The 15,953-nt window shown below is 63.5% G+C and carries 18 protein-coding genes; 15 read left to right on the plus strand and 3 right to left on the minus strand.

The window, feature by feature from the left end; translation table 11 throughout:
* Positions 1 to 14: 14 nt before the first annotated feature.
* Positions 15 to 1,232 carry an arginine deiminase gene (locus tag WN982_RS24965; RefSeq protein ID WP_341318318.1) on the minus strand — a complete coding sequence of 406 codons (1,218 nt, stop codon included), beginning with the start codon at positions 1,230 to 1,232 and terminating at the stop codon, positions 15 to 17.
* A 25-nt stretch (positions 1,233 to 1,257) separates the two neighbouring features.
* The gene (gene arcD / locus WN982_RS24970; protein ID WP_341318319.1) at positions 1,258 to 2,739 is read right to left on the minus strand and encodes an arginine-ornithine antiporter; all 1,482 of its coding nucleotides are present in this window, start codon (positions 2,737 to 2,739) and stop codon (positions 1,258 to 1,260) included.
* A gap of 269 nt (positions 2,740 to 3,008) precedes the next feature.
* On the opposite strand from arcD, the gene WN982_RS24975 reads away from it, so the two are divergent.
* From WN982_RS24975 to WN982_RS25020, 10 genes are all read left to right on the plus strand, one after another.
* Complete coding sequence (locus WN982_RS24975) at positions 3,009 to 3,449, plus strand: hypothetical protein (RefSeq protein WP_341318320.1); 441 nt, start codon at positions 3,009 to 3,011, stop codon at positions 3,447 to 3,449.
* Between the two features lie 136 nt (positions 3,450 to 3,585).
* Positions 3,586 to 5,061, plus strand: a complete 1,476-nt coding sequence (gene atpD, locus WN982_RS24980) for a F0F1 ATP synthase subunit beta (RefSeq protein WP_341318321.1) — start codon at positions 3,586 to 3,588, stop codon at positions 5,059 to 5,061.
* The gene (locus tag WN982_RS24985) at positions 5,058 to 5,516 is read left to right on the plus strand and encodes a F0F1 ATP synthase subunit epsilon (protein WP_341318322.1); all 459 of its coding nucleotides are present in this window, start codon (positions 5,058 to 5,060) and stop codon (positions 5,514 to 5,516) included. Before atpD ends, WN982_RS24985 begins: the two co-directional genes overlap by 4 nt.
* The gene (locus tag WN982_RS24990; RefSeq protein ID WP_341318323.1) at positions 5,513 to 5,830 is read left to right on the plus strand and encodes an AtpZ/AtpI family protein; all 318 of its coding nucleotides are present in this window, start codon (positions 5,513 to 5,515) and stop codon (positions 5,828 to 5,830) included. The genes WN982_RS24985 and WN982_RS24990 overlap by 4 nt, the downstream gene beginning before the upstream one ends.
* Positions 5,823 to 6,104, plus strand: a complete 282-nt coding sequence (locus WN982_RS24995) for an ATP synthase subunit I (RefSeq protein ID WP_341318324.1) — start codon at positions 5,823 to 5,825, stop codon at positions 6,102 to 6,104. Before WN982_RS24990 ends, WN982_RS24995 begins: the two co-directional genes overlap by 8 nt.
* Positions 6,101 to 6,799, plus strand: coding sequence for a F0F1 ATP synthase subunit A (locus tag WN982_RS25000; protein WP_341318325.1), 699 nt, complete (start codon positions 6,101 to 6,103; stop codon positions 6,797 to 6,799). Before WN982_RS24995 ends, WN982_RS25000 begins: the two co-directional genes overlap by 4 nt.
* Positions 6,796 to 7,044 (plus strand): F0F1 ATP synthase subunit C, encoded by a 249-nt coding sequence (locus WN982_RS25005; protein WP_341318326.1) that lies wholly within the window; start codon positions 6,796 to 6,798, stop codon positions 7,042 to 7,044. Before WN982_RS25000 ends, WN982_RS25005 begins: the two co-directional genes overlap by 4 nt.
* Positions 7,045 to 7,053: 9 nt before the next feature.
* Positions 7,054 to 7,803: a F0F1 ATP synthase subunit delta gene (locus tag WN982_RS25010; RefSeq protein WP_341318327.1), complete on the plus strand. Its 750-nt coding sequence runs from the start codon at positions 7,054 to 7,056 to the stop codon at positions 7,801 to 7,803.
* Between the two features lies 1 nt (position 7,804).
* A complete protein-coding gene (locus WN982_RS25015; RefSeq protein WP_341318328.1) occupies positions 7,805 to 9,358 on the plus strand; it encodes a F0F1 ATP synthase subunit alpha in 1,554 nt (517 codons plus the stop codon).
* The gene (locus WN982_RS25020) at positions 9,355 to 10,200 is read left to right on the plus strand and encodes a F0F1 ATP synthase subunit gamma (RefSeq protein ID WP_341318329.1); all 846 of its coding nucleotides are present in this window, start codon (positions 9,355 to 9,357) and stop codon (positions 10,198 to 10,200) included. The genes WN982_RS25015 and WN982_RS25020 overlap by 4 nt, the downstream gene beginning before the upstream one ends.
* A 50-nt stretch (positions 10,201 to 10,250) precedes the next feature.
* On the opposite strand, the gene WN982_RS25025 is transcribed toward WN982_RS25020, so the two are convergent.
* A complete protein-coding gene (locus WN982_RS25025) occupies positions 10,251 to 11,963 on the minus strand; it encodes an oleate hydratase (RefSeq protein WP_341319415.1) in 1,713 nt (570 codons plus the stop codon).
* A gap of 292 nt (positions 11,964 to 12,255) precedes the next feature.
* On the opposite strand from WN982_RS25025, the gene WN982_RS25030 reads away from it, so the two are divergent.
* From WN982_RS25030 to WN982_RS25050, 5 genes are all read left to right on the plus strand, one after another.
* On the plus strand, positions 12,256 to 13,089 hold the full coding sequence (locus WN982_RS25030; protein WP_341318330.1) for a potassium channel family protein: 834 nt from the start codon (positions 12,256 to 12,258) through the stop codon (positions 13,087 to 13,089).
* Positions 13,090 to 13,539: 450 nt separating this feature from the next.
* Entirely contained in the window at positions 13,540 to 13,893 is a 354-nt protein-coding gene (locus tag WN982_RS25035) for a hypothetical protein (protein WP_341318331.1), read from the plus strand.
* Positions 13,894 to 13,967: 74 nt separating this feature from the next.
* Positions 13,968 to 14,426 carry a universal stress protein gene (locus tag WN982_RS25040; RefSeq protein WP_341318332.1) on the plus strand — a complete coding sequence of 153 codons (459 nt, stop codon included), beginning with the start codon at positions 13,968 to 13,970 and terminating at the stop codon, positions 14,424 to 14,426.
* A gap of 173 nt (positions 14,427 to 14,599) precedes the next feature.
* The gene (locus WN982_RS25045) at positions 14,600 to 15,109 is read left to right on the plus strand and encodes a hypothetical protein (protein ID WP_341318333.1); all 510 of its coding nucleotides are present in this window, start codon (positions 14,600 to 14,602) and stop codon (positions 15,107 to 15,109) included.
* Positions 15,099 to 15,845, plus strand: coding sequence for a beta-ketoacyl-ACP reductase (locus tag WN982_RS25050; RefSeq protein ID WP_341318334.1), 747 nt, complete (start codon positions 15,099 to 15,101; stop codon positions 15,843 to 15,845). Before WN982_RS25045 ends, WN982_RS25050 begins: the two co-directional genes overlap by 11 nt.
* Positions 15,846 to 15,953: the final 108 nt, after the last annotated feature.

A 15,953-nucleotide genomic window follows, 5' to 3' on the forward strand; every position in this document is an offset into this window, starting at 1 on the left:
AGGTGGAATGCGTGTCAGACGGGATCGCGTTCGATCGGGCAGGTCATGCAATGTCCGCCGCCACGCCCGCGCCCCAGTTCGCCGCTCGGAATCGTGATGACTTCGACGCCTGCCTTGCGCAGCAGTGTGTTCGTGTAGACGTTGCGGTTGTAGGCGACCACCACGCCTGGCGAGAGCGCAATCACGTTGTTGCCGTCGTCCCACTGTTCGCGTTCGGCCTCCCATGTATCGCCGCCGGTGGCGACGACGCGGAGCGTTTTAATACCTAGCGCCTGGGCAACGACATCGAGAAACGGCGCGGTCTCGAGCCGGACATCGAGCTTGCCCGGCTCGTGCGACGGCCGCAGGCTCGTGCAGCGGATGCCGTCGACCACTTCCGGAAAGATCGTGACCAGATCGCGATCGCAGAAGGTGAATACCGTATCGAGATGCATGGCGCCGCGCGAGCGCGGCAACTGTGCGGCGATCACATGTTTCACCGATTCGCTCGCGAAGAGGGACCGCGCGAGTTGCGCGACGCCCTGTGGCGAAGTGCGCTCGCCCATGCCGATCAGTACGACGTCGCGCGATAATGGCATGACGTCGCCGCCTTCCAGCGTAGCGCCGCCGTGATCGACGTCCGGGCCGCCCCACCAGATGCGCGTGGCGCGGCTGAAAAGCGGATGAAAGCGGTAGATCGCCGCGCTCAGCAGTGTTTCCTGACGGCGTGCCGGCCAGTACATCGAGCCGAGTACGGCGCCGTCGTTGATCCAGCAACTGTTGTCGCGGGTGAAGAGCGTATTGGGCAACGGCGGAAGGATAAAACCGGCAGGTTCCGTACATTGCGACAGCAGGCCCGCGGGCTTGAACGGAAGTTCGGCCCGCACGATTCCGCCGATCAGCCGGGTGGCGAGCTCGTCGGCTTTCATCTCGTCGAGCCACGGCAACAGCTGCGCGGATAATTCCAGATCGACGGTGCCCGGCGTCAGCTTGCGTTCGAGCACCCAGTCACGTGCTTCCCGGCCTTGCAGAATGTTCGCGAGCAGGTCATGCATATCGAGCACTTCAATGCCGTGCTCCTGCATCGCACTGGTGAAAGCATAGTGGTCAGTTTTGGCCTGGGAGACCCACAAGACATCGTCGAACAGCAGTTCGCGGCAATTGGCCGGGGTCAGGCGCGCCTGGGCGAGCCCCGGCCGGCAGACCATGACCTTGCGCAAGGTGCCGACTTCGGAATAGACGCCGAGTGCCATGGAAGTTTTCCTTTTGATTAGCGGTTTACAGGCCTAGTGCGCCGCTTGTCAGCAGCCAGGCGGCGATTGCAGCGAGCACGACCAGCGCGGCCAGAATGACGGCCTCGAAAGGCTTGAAAAGACGTGCGCCGCGTTCGTGTTTCGCCCACCCGTACAGCAGCACACCGGGCGCATAGAGCAGGGCGGACAGCAGCAGATACTTCGGGCCGGCCGCATACAGCAACCAGCAGCAATAGACGCTCGCGGCCGCACCGATCAGCATGTCGCGGCTGCGGACGGTGTCGGTCGCCGCGTAGCCTTCGCCGCGCATGGCAATGCGGGTGGCGTACACGGCCGAGAAGAGATAAGGAATCAGGATCATCGAGGTCGCGAGCGAAATCAGCGCCTGATAGGTCGCGTTCGATACCAGCGTGATGATCAGGAACAGCTGCACGAGCCCATTCGTCACCCACAGTGCATTGGCGGGTACGCCGTGGCGGTTTTCGCGGGCGAGGAAGGCCGGCATCACGCCGCCGCTCGCCGGCGTGAAGAGCGTTTCCGCCGCCAGCAAGGTCCATGCGAGCAGCGCGCCGCCCACCGACACCAGTAGCCCGAGGCTGATCAGCACAGCGCCCCAGGTGCCGACGGCTTTATCGAGCACGCCTGCCATCGACGGGTTCTTCATTGCGGCCAGATCGCCTTGCGAGACGATGCCGAGCGACAGCAGCGACACCGCCATCAGCAACAGCAACACCACAACGAAACCGAGCATCGTCGCGCGCCCGATATCCTCGCGACGTTGCGCGCGGGCCGAAAACACATTGGCACCCTCGATGCCGATGAACACCCAGACAGTGATCAGCATGGTGCTTTTGACCTGCGTGAACACGCCGCCAAGCTTCGGGTTGCCCCAGAAATCCTGCGTGAAGATGTGGCTTCTGAAGGCGGCGAGCGCGAGCACAATGAACAGCAGTAGAGGAACGACCTTGGCCACGGTGGTGACCGCATTGAGAATCGCCGCGCTACGCACGCCGCGCAGAATCACCGCATGCATGATCCACAGCACGATCGACGCGCCCAACACCGCGGCGCGTGTGTTGCCGTCGCCGAACACCGGAAAGAAATAGCCGAGCGTGCCGAATACGATGACGAGATAGCCGACATTGCCGATCCACGCGCTGACCCAGTAACCCCACGCCGAGTTGAAGCCGACGAACTCGCCGGCGCTGGCGCGCGCGTAAGCGTAGATGCCGTTGTCGAGATCGGGTTTGCGCGTCGTCAGAGTCTGATAGACGAAGGCGAGCATCAGCATGCCCGCGCCGGTGATCAACCAGCCAATCAGTACTGCAGCGGCGCCGGCGCCCGACGCCATGTTCTGAGGCAACGAAAACGCGCCGCTGCCGATCATCGAGCCGACCACAAGCGCCGTCAGCAGCCCGAGCCGCAAGGGTTTCGCCGCCGGGGCATTGGTCTGGACAGCCGGTCCGGGAGTCGACGACCCTGAAAATGAGTCCGCTAGATTCTTCATGACACGCCCTCACTGGTTTTCAAGACACAGTGATTAGGTCACTTCGAGACGGTTGGACGATTGATCTGGATCAGTCATATATCGCTGACGGTGTCGGCCGCTGTCAGGAAAGTCAGCTCAGCCAGTGTGATAACCGGTAAGTCCGCCGCTTGACATGGATCACAGAAATCCTCCGATGCGCACCTATGCTCTGGGCATGCACGGCGAATCCCGCATGTGAACGAATAACAGGTGTCGTGGGGAGATTGAAATCGAGGGATCGAGCGGACATGAACAACAGACTGTTTCTCGTGCTTGCCGTCGCGGGACTAGCGGCATGCGCCACCGACGCACGCGTTGCCGCGCTCCGCGATACCGAGATCCAGCTCGAGGAGGCGCGAGCCCACGCATGGGTGAGCTGTTCCGCGCGCGCGGACTGCGATCGTCTATGGAGCCTGACGAAGACGTATGTCGCGCAACACTCGATCACACTCATCCGCCGCGCAGACGAAACGGCAATCGAAACCGCCGAGCCGCATACGTTCGGTGCGGTTTATGTCTGGGCGACGCGGACCACCAACGACAGCGGCGCCTCGACGATCAGACTGAAAGCAATGTGCCGGGGCATGTATCGCGCCGACGGCAATCCGGGCTGGCTGTACAGCAGTTGCGGCGAACAGATTCGCGCGGTCGAAAACAACTTCCGGTCATTCATCGGCGCGTCATCGTGACGGGCAACGGAGAAATCGCTCTCCCGCTCACGCCTCTTTAAGGGTCATTTCCCACAGGTTTGATAGAGATCAGTTTTTCGGCCGGCTGCGGCGGTATCGTGCGACTGTTCGAACGCGGCCGCATGGAGGCCCAACAATGTCGGCTCATCTGGCAACACCACCTTCGACAATTCCGTCAGCCGCTACCGACGGGCATGTGCTCGCCGTGCGTGGCGCGGTTGTCGACGTCATGTTTGCCGATGACACGCTTCCCCCCGTCAACGACGCGCTCCTCATTGTCTCGGACGACCTCGCGCCAGTTCTCGCCGAGGTGCAAGCCCACCTGAGCGAAACAACCGTGCGTGCGCTAGCGCTGCAATCGACGGCGGGATTGCGGCGCGGCGCCCGCGTGAGCGTGGGCGGCGGACCCATTGAAGCGCCAGTCGGCGAAACTGTTCTGGGCAGGCTGCTGGATGTAACCGGAGCGACACGCGACGACGGCAAGACCTTATCCCCGCACATCGAGCGCCGCCCGATTCATCGCGCAGCGCCGCCGCTCGCGTCGCAGAAAGGCACCACGACGCTCTTCGCCACGGGAATCAAGGTGATCGATCTGCTCGCGCCGCTCGCCCAGGGCGGCAAGGCGGCGATGTTCGGCGGAGCAGGGGTCGGCAAGACCGTGCTGGTCATGGAATTGATCCATGCGATGGTGGAGCGCTATCAAGGGATTTCCGTATTCGCGGGCGTCGGCGAACGCTCACGCGAAGGGCACGAAATGCTGCTCGACATGCGCACGTCCGGCGTGCTGGCGCGCACCGTGCTGGTCTATGGACAGATGAACGAGCCGCCCGGCGCCCGCTGGCGCGTGCCCTTTACCGCGCTGACAATCGCTGAGTATTTCCGCGACGAACGCCGGCAAAACGTTCTGCTGCTGATGGATAACGTGTTCCGTTTCGTGCAGGCGGGTGCGGAGGTGTCCGGCTTGCTGGGGCGCATGCCGTCCAGAGTCGGCTACCAGCCCACGCTCGCGAGCGAAGTCGCAAGCCTGCAGGAGCGCATCGTGTCGGTCGGCGACGTCTCGGTCACCGCAATCGAAGCGGTGTACGTGCCGGCCGACGATTTCACCGACCCCGCGGTGACCGCGATCGCCGCGCACATCGACAGCATGGTCGTGCTATCGCGCGCGATGGCCGCCGAAGGCATGTATCCGGCGATCGATCCGATCGCCTCGTCGTCGATCCTGCTCGATGCGCTGGTGGTCGGCGAGGAGCACGCGGCGGTCGCCACCGAGGTGCGCCGGATCATCGAACATTACCGTGAGCTGCAGGACGTCATCTCATTGCTCGGTATCGAGGAACTGGGTGCCGAGGACCGCACCCTCGTGGGGCGTGCGAGGCGCTTGCAGCGCTTCCTGACGCAGCCGTTCGCCGTGACCGAAGCCTTTACGGGCGAAGCGGGCCGTTCGGTGGCGCTCGCCGATACGATCGCCGGCTGCAAGGCGATTCTGGCAGGCGAGTGCGATGCGTGGCAGGAAAGCTCGCTCTACATGATCGGCACACTCGAAGAAGGCCGCCTCAAAGAGCAAACCGCTGCGCAACACGGCGTGGCCCAGGCCACGGAGCAGTCGAAATGAGCGGCACAGCCTTGACGCTCACCTTGGCGACGCCGTCGCATGTGTGGTTCGACGCTGTCGAGATCGTCTCCCTGCGTGCGGAAGATGAAAGTGGCTCGTTCGGCATCCGGACGGGACATGCCGACTTCGTCACGCTACTGACGCCCTCAGTGGTCCGCTGGACGTGTGCGGACGGCTCGCTCCACTTCTGTGCGATCGATGGCGGGGTGCTGCTGGTCTCGTACGGAACGAAGGTGTCCATTGCATGCAGGGAAGCGATCCCCGGCGACTCACTGGAAGATCTTGAAGCCGGCGTTCGCAGCCGCCACGCCAGCGACGCCGATGCGGCGCGGCGCGCCCGCGTCGACGAGTTGCGGCTGCATGCACGCGCCGTGCGCCAGATGCTGCGCTATCTGCGGCCGCGCGTGGGCGCCGACGGCGCGGTCGCGGAAAGCCTTGGAGGAGCGCTGCGATGAACGGGCGCCACAGAGACGAGCGCAGGCTGCGGGAGCAACGGATCGCCGACGCCGCCCGGCAGGCCGCCGAGCGCGATTCGCGCGGGCGCGAGGAGCCGGAGCCGTCGCTCGGCAGCCGGCTCGGCCAGATCGGCATCCTCGGCTGGGCCATCGTCCTGCCGACGCTAATGGGCCTCGCGCTGGGGCGCTGGCTGGACCGGACGTTCGGCACGCGCGTGTTCTTCTCGGCGCCGTTGCTGATGATCGGCGCGGCGGTGGGCCTCTGGTCGGCATGGAAATGGATGCATCGCCAGCAACGGAACCATCATGAATAATCCACTACCGTCGACGGCGACCCAGCTCGCGCTGGGGCTCGCAATCGGAACCCTGGCCGGCGCGTGGCACTTCATGTCGCTGCGCTGGAACTGGCCGTTGTTCGCAGCGCGCAAAGCGATGGCGGCGCTGGCCTTGCAGCTTGCCAGGTTCGCGCTCACCAGCGCGCTGCTGCTGATGCTCGCGCACGACGGCGCGCTCGCCTTGCTCGCGGGCATGATGGGGTTTCTACTGGCGCGTGCTGTCGCGGTGCGCCGCCATGGAGGTGGCCAATGACCGCCTCACCGCTGGCGACCGCGCCGCTGCTGCATATCGGTCCGCTATCCATTACGGAGCCGGTACTCGTCACCTGGGCGATCATGATTCTGGTGACCGCGGGGGCGGCCTTGCTGAGCCGAAGCCTGTCGATCGCGCCGAGCCGGCGGCAAACCGCTCTTGAACTGCTGGTCGTCACGATCGACCAGCAGATTCGCGAAACCATGCAAACCGGACCCGCCACCTACCGTGCGTTGATCGGCACGCTCTTCATCTTCGTGCTGATCGCCAACTGGTCCGCGCTGGTGCCCGGAGTGACGCCGCCGACCGCGCATATCGAGACCGATGCCGCGCTGGCGCTGATCGTGCTGGGCGCCACGGTCTTCTACGGCATCCGCACGCGCGGCATGGCCGGTTACTTTGCGGCGTTCGCCGAGCCGAGCTGGATCATGATCCCGTTGAACGTCGTCGAGCAGATCACCCGGACGTTCTCACTTGTTGTCCGTCTGTTCGGCAACGTGATGAGCGGCGTGTTCGTGATCGGCATCATCCTGTCGCTCGCAGGTCTGCTCGTACCCATTCCGCTGATGGCGCTGGACCTGCTTACCGGCGCCGTCCAGGCCTATATTTTTTCCGTGCTGGCGATGGTTTTCATCGGTGCGGCAATCAGCGATACCCATCAACAGGTCAGCATAAAAAAGGGCGAAATTTCATGAATAACCTCATCGAAGTTATCAGCATCGCCGCCGCGGCGCTCGCCGTGTCGTTCGGCGCGATCGGGCCGGCGCTTGCCGAAGGCCGCGCAGTCGCAGCCGCGATGGATGCGATCGCGCGGCAGCCGGACTCGGCCGGAACCGTATCGCGCACGCTCTTCGTCGGGCTTGCAATGATCGAAACGATGGCGATCTATTGTCTGGTGATCGCATTGTTGCTGCTCTTCGCCAACCCGTTCGTCAAATAGGCGGCGGCCATGCGAATCGACTGGTCCACGCTCGTGCTGCAGACGATCAATGCGCTCGTGCTCATATGGCTGCTGGCGCGCTTTCTGTTCCGTCCGGTCGCGGACATCATCGCCGAGCGTCAGAAAGCGGCGCAAGCGCTGATCGCGGACGCCGACGCAGCGAAGCTCGCAGCGGTCCTCGAGCGCGATGCGGCGGTTCGCGAGACGCAGCGCCTCGTCGCGGCTCGGGCGGAGGGCATGAAAACGATCGCTGCGGAGGTTGAGGGCGAGAAGGCCGCGCTGCTGGCGGCGGCGCATGCGGACGCGGACAGGCTGCGCGCGACCGCCGCTGCCGAAACCGAGGCCGCGCGCATCGAACAGGAAAAACGTGTCGCGGACCGGGCGACCCAGCTCGCCGTCGATATCGCAGCGAAGCTGCTTGACCGGCTGCCTGACAGTACGCGCGTGAGCGGTTTTGTCGATGGTCTCGCCGACGGGGTCGCGCAACTGCCCGCCCAGGTTCGCGCGGAACTCGGCGCAAATGACGTGGCGCTTTCGCTCGCCGCGCCGCGCGCGCTGACCTTGCAGGAGCAGGAAATCTGCCGCGCCGCGCTCGCGACCTGTCTGAGCAGGCCGGTTGCCCTTCAGATAGAAGTCGATCCTTCGCTGATCGCCGGATTGGAACTGACGGCTGCCCACGCGGTAGTGCGCAACAGTTTCAAGGCAGATCTTGTGCAGATCAAAGCGGCGTTACTGAGTGGCGATAATGGGCTCCGCTGACATGACCGACGATCCCTGGCTCGCGGACCAGCGCGACGCACTCGCCCGAACCGTCGTGAAGCCGCACGCGCAGACGCTCGGCCGCGTCGAACGTTTTGGCGATGGCATCGCATTTGTCTCGGGACTCCCGGATGCGGCCCTCAACGAGCTGCTCCACTTCGAAAGCGGTGCGACCGGCTTCGCGCACACGCTGGATGCGGACGTCATCAGTGTCGTACTGCTGGACGACGGTACCGCCGTAGAAGCGGGCTCCTGCGTGACCCGCACCGGCACCGTGCTGGAAGTGCCGGTCGGAGAAGGGCTGCTGGGGCGTGTGATCGACCCGCTCGGGCGGCCGCTCGACCGCGACGATCCCATCGTTGCCGATATGCGCATGCCGGTCGAACGGCCGGCGCCGGCGATCATCGAACGCGATCTGGTGAGCGAGCCGGTCGAAACGGGTGTGCTTCTCGTCGACGCGCTGTTCGCGATCGGCCGCGGGCAGCGCGAGCTCATCATCGGCGACCGTGCCACGGGCAAGACCGCTTTGGCCGTCGATACGATCGTCAACCAGAAGCATTCGGACATGATCTGCGTCTATGTCGCGATTGGCCAGCGCATGACGGCTGTGCAGCGTGTCATCGAATCGGTGCGTCAGTACGGTGCGCCCGAGCGCTGCATCTTCGTGGTCGCCCCCGCGGCGTCAGCGCCGGGGCTGCAATGGATCGCGCCGTTCGCGGGCTTCACGATCGCCGAGTATTTTCGCGATCGTGGACAGCATGCGCTGGTCGTGGTCGACGACCTGACAAAACATGCCGCGACGCATCGCGAGCTGGCGCTGCTGACGCGCGAGCCGCCGGGACGCGAGGCCTATCCTGGCGACATCTTCTATGTCCACGCCCGCCTGCTTGAGCGCGCGGCGAAGCTGTCGGCCGGGCTGGGCGGCGGATCGCTGACCGCGTTGCCGATCGCGGAAACAGATATGGGCAACCTGTCCGCCTATATCCCGACCAATCTCATTTCGATTACGGATGGGCAGATCGTGCTCGACGCGGCGCTGTTCGCGGCGAACCAGCGTCCGGCGGTCGATGTGGGTCTGAGCGTGAGCCGGGTCGGCGGCAAGGCGCAGCATCCGGCTTTACGAGGGGTGTCGGGGCGCTTGCGCCTCGATTACGCGCAGTTCCTGGAACTGGAGATGTTCAGCCGGTTCGGAGGCCTGACGGATGCGCATGTCGCTGGCAAGATCGCCCGTGGTGAACACATCCGCGCGCTGATCGCGCAGCCGCGTTTCAGCGCGTTGCGCACGCTCGATGAGATCGCGCTGCTTTCAGCGCTGGCGGAGGGCGTGTTCGATTCGGCGCCGAGCGGGATTGTGGCGCAAGTGCGGACGCAACTGGCTGCGCATCTGGACACCCAGCGCCTGCAAGCCCAAATTGCGCAAGGCTTTTCGCTGTCGTCGCCCGCGCCGTTGAGCGCCGGCGTGCAAGCGGTGCTCGTCGCCGCGGTTCGCGATCTGGTGCGGCAGTGTGCGCCAACGGTCGCCAGCGGCACGGCAAGCAGTGGGGTTGGGCAATGAGCGGAAAACTCACCGAAATCGAATCGCGCAGCGCTACCGCCCGGCAACTGGACGCCGTCATCGGCGCGATGCGCGGCATTGCGGCAGCACGTTCGCGCGAAGCACAACGGCGGCTGCCCGGCATCCGCTCCTCGGCCTCGACTGTCGGCGCTGCGATCGGCGCCGCGCTGACCCACGCTTCGGGCGAACCTGCGCGCGCGCTGGAACATGGCGCGCGGATCGTCATCGCGCTTTGCGCGGAGCAGGGTTTCGTCGGCTCGTTCAACGAGCAGATCCTCGACCACGTGCTATCTCGTCTGGCGTCGGCGCACAGCGAACTCCTGCTCGTGGGTACGCGCGGCGAAATTGTGGCGAACGAACGCCGCCTGCCGTTTGCCTGGAGTTCTCCCGCGGCCTCCCATGCCGACGATGTGCCTGCGCTCGCAAGCCGGATCACCGATGCGCTTTATACGCGTCTTGGCGATCGCGGTGTGACCCATGTCTCGGTCGTTCACGCCATGCCGGGCATCGCCGCGCACAGCGAGATCGTCGAACACAGCCTGATTCCGTTCGATTTTTCGCGATTTTCCGTTGCGCAGGGCGCCCAGCCGCCGTTGCTCACATTGCCCGCCGACCATCTGCTTGCCGGACTGGTCGAAGCCTACGTGTATGTCGAGTTATGCGAGGCGTTGATGCTGTCGTTCGCCGCCGAGAACGAAGCACGAATGCGCGCGATGCTGGCCGCGCGCGCCAATGTGAAAGAGACGCTTGCCGAACTCACGCAAAGCTATCGGCAGGTTCGTCAGGATGAGATCACGGCCGATATCGTGGAACTCGCGGCGGGCGCCGCGGCAGGCGTCTGAACGGTACAACCGTGCCGCGCGGTTCCCGCAGGAAGGACACAGCACAGACCCTAGCGGTCCCCGAACGTCGAAAACGCCTTGTACACGATCCGCGGATCATGCTGGCCTTTGTAGACCTCCGGTGCTGCGAGATCGAGTCCGAGCAGCGCGTACACCGCATTCTGCGCCGAACGCACCGAGTATTCGACGGTGAAGACAACGTCGTTGGGCAACTCGCAGAACTGTCCCGTGAACGCCAGATTTTGCCAGCCTTCAGGCACCACGTGCGGCCGGTCGCCTTTGCTGCGCGGCAGGAACTGGCTCGTGATGAACGGCATCATGCACGGAATGCAGTTAGCGTGTTCGAGAATGCGGGATGCCTCTGTTTCGATCCGCAGATGGCCAAGGATTTCGGTCAGAATTTCGCGGCCTGTGCATGCCGACATCGGCTTCCTGACAAAATCGCCGGGCTGGTCGACCCGCAAGCCGTAGCCCCACAGCACCTGCACGTCCGCGGGTTGGTCGACGAAATGCGGCTGATGCGGCAGCACGATGGAGGCAAGCCAGCTCGACTCCGGAAAGGTGATCAGCCCGCCTTCACCCGGCGTATTTCCCGTCATGTCGCGGATCAGGCGGAACAGCGTCGGGTCGCGCAATGTCACCGTGAACGACAGCCACTTCGACTCGTCGATATGATCCGCGAAAACGGCAGGGTGGCCGAACTCGGGTCGGCCAGCGGCGATCGTCTTCCAAAGGGTCCAGGCGCCCGTGCCGTCGACAGTACTCAGAGGGGCGGGACGATCCATGTCGCCCAGGCTGGAACCGGCTGTCATCGATCCGAGCGTGACAATGACCTTGTCTGCCGCTCCGACCGGTATTTCGAGGCGCCGATGCGTGGTTTCGCAAACGATGCCGCGGACCCGGTTTTCCACGCCGGTTTCGTCGAACAACAGATCGGTGACCCGGGTGTTCGGCTGAAACGCAACGCCGTGGTCGTCCAGCCAGCGGCGCAGCGGCCTGACCATCGAGTCGTACTGGTTATAGACGGTGCGCATGATGCCGTGCAGCTGGTTGAATCCGGAAGACATATGCGCGAAGCGCAGCAGATAGCGCCGGAATTCGACCGCGCTATGCCACGGCTGGAAGGCGAACGTCGTACACCACATCAACCAGAAATTGGTCTCGAAGAAAGACGAATCGAAGTGATCGGAAATCCGGCTGTTACCGAGCATGACTTCGGGTTCGATCGACAGACGGCCCAGCGTCAGCAGGTGGTGCTCATCCAGTCCGTAAGCGGGAGAATCCTCGCGTTTGCCGTTCCTGACGAGCCGCGACCTCGACGAGGTCCTGATGTTTTCGTTCCAGTCGAAGATCTCCTGTGTCACGCTTTTGCTGCCGTCCAGCGCCGGTATCGACGAGAACAGGTCATAGGTGCACAGATACTTGCTTTCGAGCATACGGCCGCCGCGCACGACGTAGCCGCTTTCCGCCGAACCCGAGCCGTCGAGGCTGCCGCCCGGCTTGTCGAGCGCTTCCAGAATGGTGATGTCACAGCCGCGCACATGCCCATCGCGGATCAGGAAGGCCGCCGCCGCCAACGAAGCAATGCCGCCGCCGACGAGGTAGAACCTGGCGTCCTCTGTGTGGTAGCTGTCAACTTCAGCGGTAAGGGCTCGTTCGGGAATCTGATCAGAGTTTTGCACGTCGATATTCCTTTTCATGTTCGTCACCATCCGGATGCAGCCGGGCCGCCCGGAGGCGCACGGCAGATGTTGATTCACCATACCCGCGGCGCCGGCGTCCCGATTGAGTTGGATCAAGCACCGATCATGAGCGCGTGAGCTTGATTGCCCCGATATGGCGCGATCAGGTTCATGCGCTGCTGCTGCCAATTGCCGGCGCGGATTCGGCATATCTCGCAACTTCATGATCCGTGTCAAAACCGGCCGGGGTCGCGCTCATACGATGGTTCAGCACGTGGCGTTATCCCGCCTACCGAAGCGGCGGCGTCATGAACGGACGCTGGCCGGGGTCGGTGTCGTAATTCAGCGTCGTAATCTCGGATGCGGTGGCGAAATGAGCAATGTTTTTCGCGTAGCCGGATTGGGCGGCGTCGATCCGCATGACGACGCACGGGCAGTGCGCACATGGCGTTGGTTACAGTGGGTCCTGTTCGGCTTCAGCCTGCTCGCCATTCCCGCCTTCTATTTCGAACTGGCCGTTGACTCACCTGTGCTTCATCAGATGGGTCGGGCGCTATACGCATGCATGGTGGCCGGTTTCGCGGCTTCGTTGGCTTGGATGACGCATCTGAGCCGCAAGCCGAGGCGGTTTCTCATGCGAAATCGCTACGACGTTCTGATCGCGGCGGGAGCCGGCGTCAGCGTCGCATGGGGCGTCTCCCCCTGGTCGTCGCTCGAGTGGGTTCTGCGCATTCTGTTCATGGGACTGGTGGCGGCGCGAATAACGGTGTCGCTGCGCGGATTCTTCTCGCCCAACCGATTGTTTCTGTTGCTCGCAACGGCAGCGGCTCTGCTTGCGTCGGCGGGAGCCGGGTTCTACTGGCTCGAACCAGGCGTGCACACCTATGCCGAGGGCGTCTGGCTCGCGTTCGAAAGCAGCGCGACAGTCGGGTACGGCGACATGGCGCCGACGACCCCGGCATCGCGCGTCTTTGCTGCGTTCGTTGTATTGCTCGGCTACGGTCTGCTATCGCTGGTGTTCGCCAGCATTGCAGCCATCTTTGTCGAACAGGAAGAACGTCTGCTGCGCCGTGAGATGCATCGCGACATCAAGACTTTGCAAGCGGAAATCGCGTTGCTGCGAAAGGAAGTATGCAGCCTGGGCGTCAAAGTGCATGTCGACGAAGATTCCATCGGGCAAGATCGGCCATCCGGTGTGGGCGATTGATCCATGTGGATTCGCCGATGGTCGGATCGTGTCGACCGGATAAAGCGTGTGCCTCCGCGATGGCCAACTCGCGCCCCGGCTTGTCTGCAGCCGCGTCTTCACGCGTATAGAAATCAAAAAATGGCAGCCGACGCTTTCATCGGCGGAATACCCCTTGACTTTCCGTGTGTGTCAGGCCAACGCGCAGGTAGTCAATGCGTTGACACAAGTCAATTGCCCCGCGCCGTTCGCGCCGATTATTCAATCATGCCGCCAGTTATACGTCGCTACCGCGACGACCTGACTGCGCAGGGAGGCACGCCCGACCGCCCACGCACACCCGAAGAATGAATCTGAGGTCCCGCAAAAAAGCGGTGGAATCGGCGGCGGCGTCGGACCCTGCCGGCAACGATGTACCGCCGATCTTCCTGCAGTCGCGAAAGAAGCCGGCCTCACCAGAGAAATCGCGGCATGTCTGGGAGAACAGTGATGGGTGTCGGCATGCAAATCGTCTATCTTGGCTTTGCCGGGACCTCGCAGATCGAAGGCGAGGCGGCTACGCAACTGATGCGCCTCGAACGGTTCAGCAGGTCTATCGCGGGCTGTCACCTGGCAATCGAAGCTATTCGCGAACGGCCTGGTGGTGCCGGAACCGACGCGCCTGCCGCCGATATCCGCTGTCCGGTTTTCGACGCGCGGCTCGACCTGATCATGCGCAACGGGGAGCTCGTGCCGATCGAGCATTGCCTGAACGCCGATCCGAACATAGCGGTACGGGCTGCATTCGATGTCGCCGAGCGGAAACTCGACCGACGCCCGGGTTGAACACGGTGCCAGGCGAGCTTGCGTTCGTTGCGGCGCCGTGCCTGTTTTTTCCAACGCTCCATGAGGAGGGAGCCATGTACGCAAATATTCTGGTGGCAGTGGACGGCAGTGAGGCATCGAAGCGCGCGGTGGACGAGGGCATCCGGATGGCCAAACTGTCGGGCGGCAAGCTGACGGCGGTCTATGTGCTGGATCAGTCCGCGGCGTTCACGTATGCGGGTGCCTGCGATCCGCATCTGCTGACCGACACGGCGCGCCAGGTAGGGCGCAGCTTCCTTGACGAAGCTTGCGCGAAGATGCAGGCGCTCGGCGTGGCGGGTGATTCGGAGATCGTCGAAACGCAAGGCATCGCCGAGGACATTGCCAGTTGCCTCGCTCGCTGCGCCGAGCGGCTCGGCGCGGAGCTTGTTGTGATGGGCACGCACGGGCGGCGCGGCATGCGGCGCATGGTGATCGGCAGTGTCGCGGAGCGTTTCGTGCGGCACTCGCCATGTCCCGTGTTGTTGATTCGGGAAACGCCGGCCGAGGTTTGAGAGTTCTTCAGCGGCGCGGCCGATCACATTTTGCCGCGGCGCACCGCACGCTTGATACACATCAATCGGCCTCTGAAGGCGTCGCCTACATTAAGCGGACTGCTGCCGCGAACTCGACCGCGCGACAGGCGCGGTGCATAGGCAAATCATCTGGCCACGACTGGAGGAGCACCATGGCATCTGAATTCATCACGCCGCTTGATGCGTATCGAGCGAACCTGACGCTCGCACTCCGGATGATGAACTTCGGGCACGAAGTCCGGCAATTGGCATGCGCGTTCGAGATGCTTCGCATCAAACGCGACCTCGCCGTAATGAACGCCACTCGCGAAGCAGCGCTTGGCGCGCGCGACTGGAACGATTTCGGCGTGAGTTGCCAGACGATGCTACGCGATTACCTCGAGGCCACGACGAATCTCTGGCAACAGGGTTGGGTCTCATCGATGCGGCAACAGAGCGCATACAGCGACGGAATGCGCGAAGCGCTCGCAAAGTGGCAGTCGACGTGGACCGATCATTGGCAGAAAGGCCCCGGCATGAATCCCACAGCGATACCTGTGCAGGAATGGATGCAACACTTCGAGCGGGCGCTCAAGGGAGTGCTGGAAGGGCGTGCGCCGTTCGCGGTGCCACCGTTTGCGACACTCAACGGTTCAGCGCAAGGAGAACACCATGTCGGCTAAACGAGTTGCTTTCATCACCGGCGGCATGGGCGGACTCGGCGCCGCCATCAGTCGGCGTCTGCACGATGCCGGCATGGTCGTCGCCATGTCGCATTCCGAGCGGAACGACCATGTCGCCACATGGCTCATGCACGAACGCGATGCCGGCCGCCGTTTTCATGCGTACGAGGCGGACGTGACCAGCTTCGAATCGTGCGCGCATTGCGCTGACCGCGTGCTCAAAGAGTTTGGCTCTGTCGACGTGCTCGTCAACAATGCGGGCATCACGCGCGATTCGACCTTCGCCAGGATGAACAAAGACGATTGGGATGCGGTGCTGCGCACCGATCTCGATTCACTGTTCAATATGACCAAGCCGTTACTAAACGGGATGGTCGAGCAAAAGTTCGGACGTATCGTCAACATTGGCTCGGTGAACGGCGCTCGTGGCGCGTTCGGTCAGACCAACTATGCGGCGGCGAAGGCCGGCATTCACGGCTTCACGATGTCGCTGGCGCTGGAGGTCGCGAAACATGGCGTGACAGTCAACACGGTGTCGCCCGGTTATCTCGCGACTGCAATGACCGCCGCGATTCCGAAGGACGTGATGGACGCGAGAATCCTGCCGCAAATACCGGTCGGCCGGCTAGGTCAACCTGACGAGATCGCGGCGCTCGTTGCGTTTCTCTGTTCGGACGACGCGGGTTTCGTCACAGGCGCGGACTTCGCGATCAACGGCGGCATGCATATGCGGTGACGGCAGCAACAGGCTGAGGTCACGGTTTTCGCCGCGCTCCGGACAACGCGTATCGCTTGATACATGTCAATCGTCGCGGCGTCCGCGATCCTGAAATCAGTCATACAG

It is taken from the genome of Paraburkholderia sp. IMGN_8 (genome assembly GCF_038050405.1).
Lineage (GTDB): Bacteria > Pseudomonadota > Gammaproteobacteria > Burkholderiales > Burkholderiaceae > Paraburkholderia.

Bases quoted from the DNA above. Each gene is read 5' to 3' on its own strand.
- WN982_RS24965 (WP_341318318.1), bottom strand. From the start codon at position 1,232: ATGGCACTCGGCGTCTATTCCGAAGTCGGCACCTTGCGCAAGGTCATG.
- arcD (WP_341318319.1), bottom strand. From the start codon at position 2,739: ATGAAGAATCTAGCGGACTCATTTTCAGGGTCGTCGACTCCCGGACCG.
- WN982_RS24975 (WP_341318320.1), top strand. From the start codon at position 3,009: ATGAACAACAGACTGTTTCTCGTGCTTGCCGTCGCGGGACTAGCGGCA.
- atpD (WP_341318321.1), top strand. From the start codon at position 3,586: ATGTCGGCTCATCTGGCAACACCACCTTCGACAATTCCGTCAGCCGCT.
- WN982_RS24985 (WP_341318322.1), top strand. From the start codon at position 5,058: ATGAGCGGCACAGCCTTGACGCTCACCTTGGCGACGCCGTCGCATGTG.
- WN982_RS24990 (WP_341318323.1), top strand. From the start codon at position 5,513: ATGAACGGGCGCCACAGAGACGAGCGCAGGCTGCGGGAGCAACGGATC.
- WN982_RS24995 (WP_341318324.1), top strand. From the start codon at position 5,823: ATGAATAATCCACTACCGTCGACGGCGACCCAGCTCGCGCTGGGGCTC.
- WN982_RS25000 (WP_341318325.1), top strand. From the start codon at position 6,101: ATGACCGCCTCACCGCTGGCGACCGCGCCGCTGCTGCATATCGGTCCG.
- WN982_RS25005 (WP_341318326.1), top strand. From the start codon at position 6,796: ATGAATAACCTCATCGAAGTTATCAGCATCGCCGCCGCGGCGCTCGCC.
- WN982_RS25010 (WP_341318327.1), top strand. From the start codon at position 7,054: ATGCGAATCGACTGGTCCACGCTCGTGCTGCAGACGATCAATGCGCTC.
- WN982_RS25015 (WP_341318328.1), top strand. From the start codon at position 7,805: ATGACCGACGATCCCTGGCTCGCGGACCAGCGCGACGCACTCGCCCGA.
- WN982_RS25020 (WP_341318329.1), top strand. From the start codon at position 9,355: ATGAGCGGAAAACTCACCGAAATCGAATCGCGCAGCGCTACCGCCCGG.
- WN982_RS25025 (WP_341319415.1), bottom strand. From the start codon at position 11,963: ATGGTGAATCAACATCTGCCGTGCGCCTCCGGGCGGCCCGGCTGCATC.
- WN982_RS25030 (WP_341318330.1), top strand. From the start codon at position 12,256: ATGAGCAATGTTTTTCGCGTAGCCGGATTGGGCGGCGTCGATCCGCAT.
- WN982_RS25035 (WP_341318331.1), top strand. From the start codon at position 13,540: ATGTCTGGGAGAACAGTGATGGGTGTCGGCATGCAAATCGTCTATCTT.
- WN982_RS25040 (WP_341318332.1), top strand. From the start codon at position 13,968: ATGTACGCAAATATTCTGGTGGCAGTGGACGGCAGTGAGGCATCGAAG.
- WN982_RS25045 (WP_341318333.1), top strand. From the start codon at position 14,600: ATGGCATCTGAATTCATCACGCCGCTTGATGCGTATCGAGCGAACCTG.
- WN982_RS25050 (WP_341318334.1), top strand. From the start codon at position 15,099: ATGTCGGCTAAACGAGTTGCTTTCATCACCGGCGGCATGGGCGGACTC.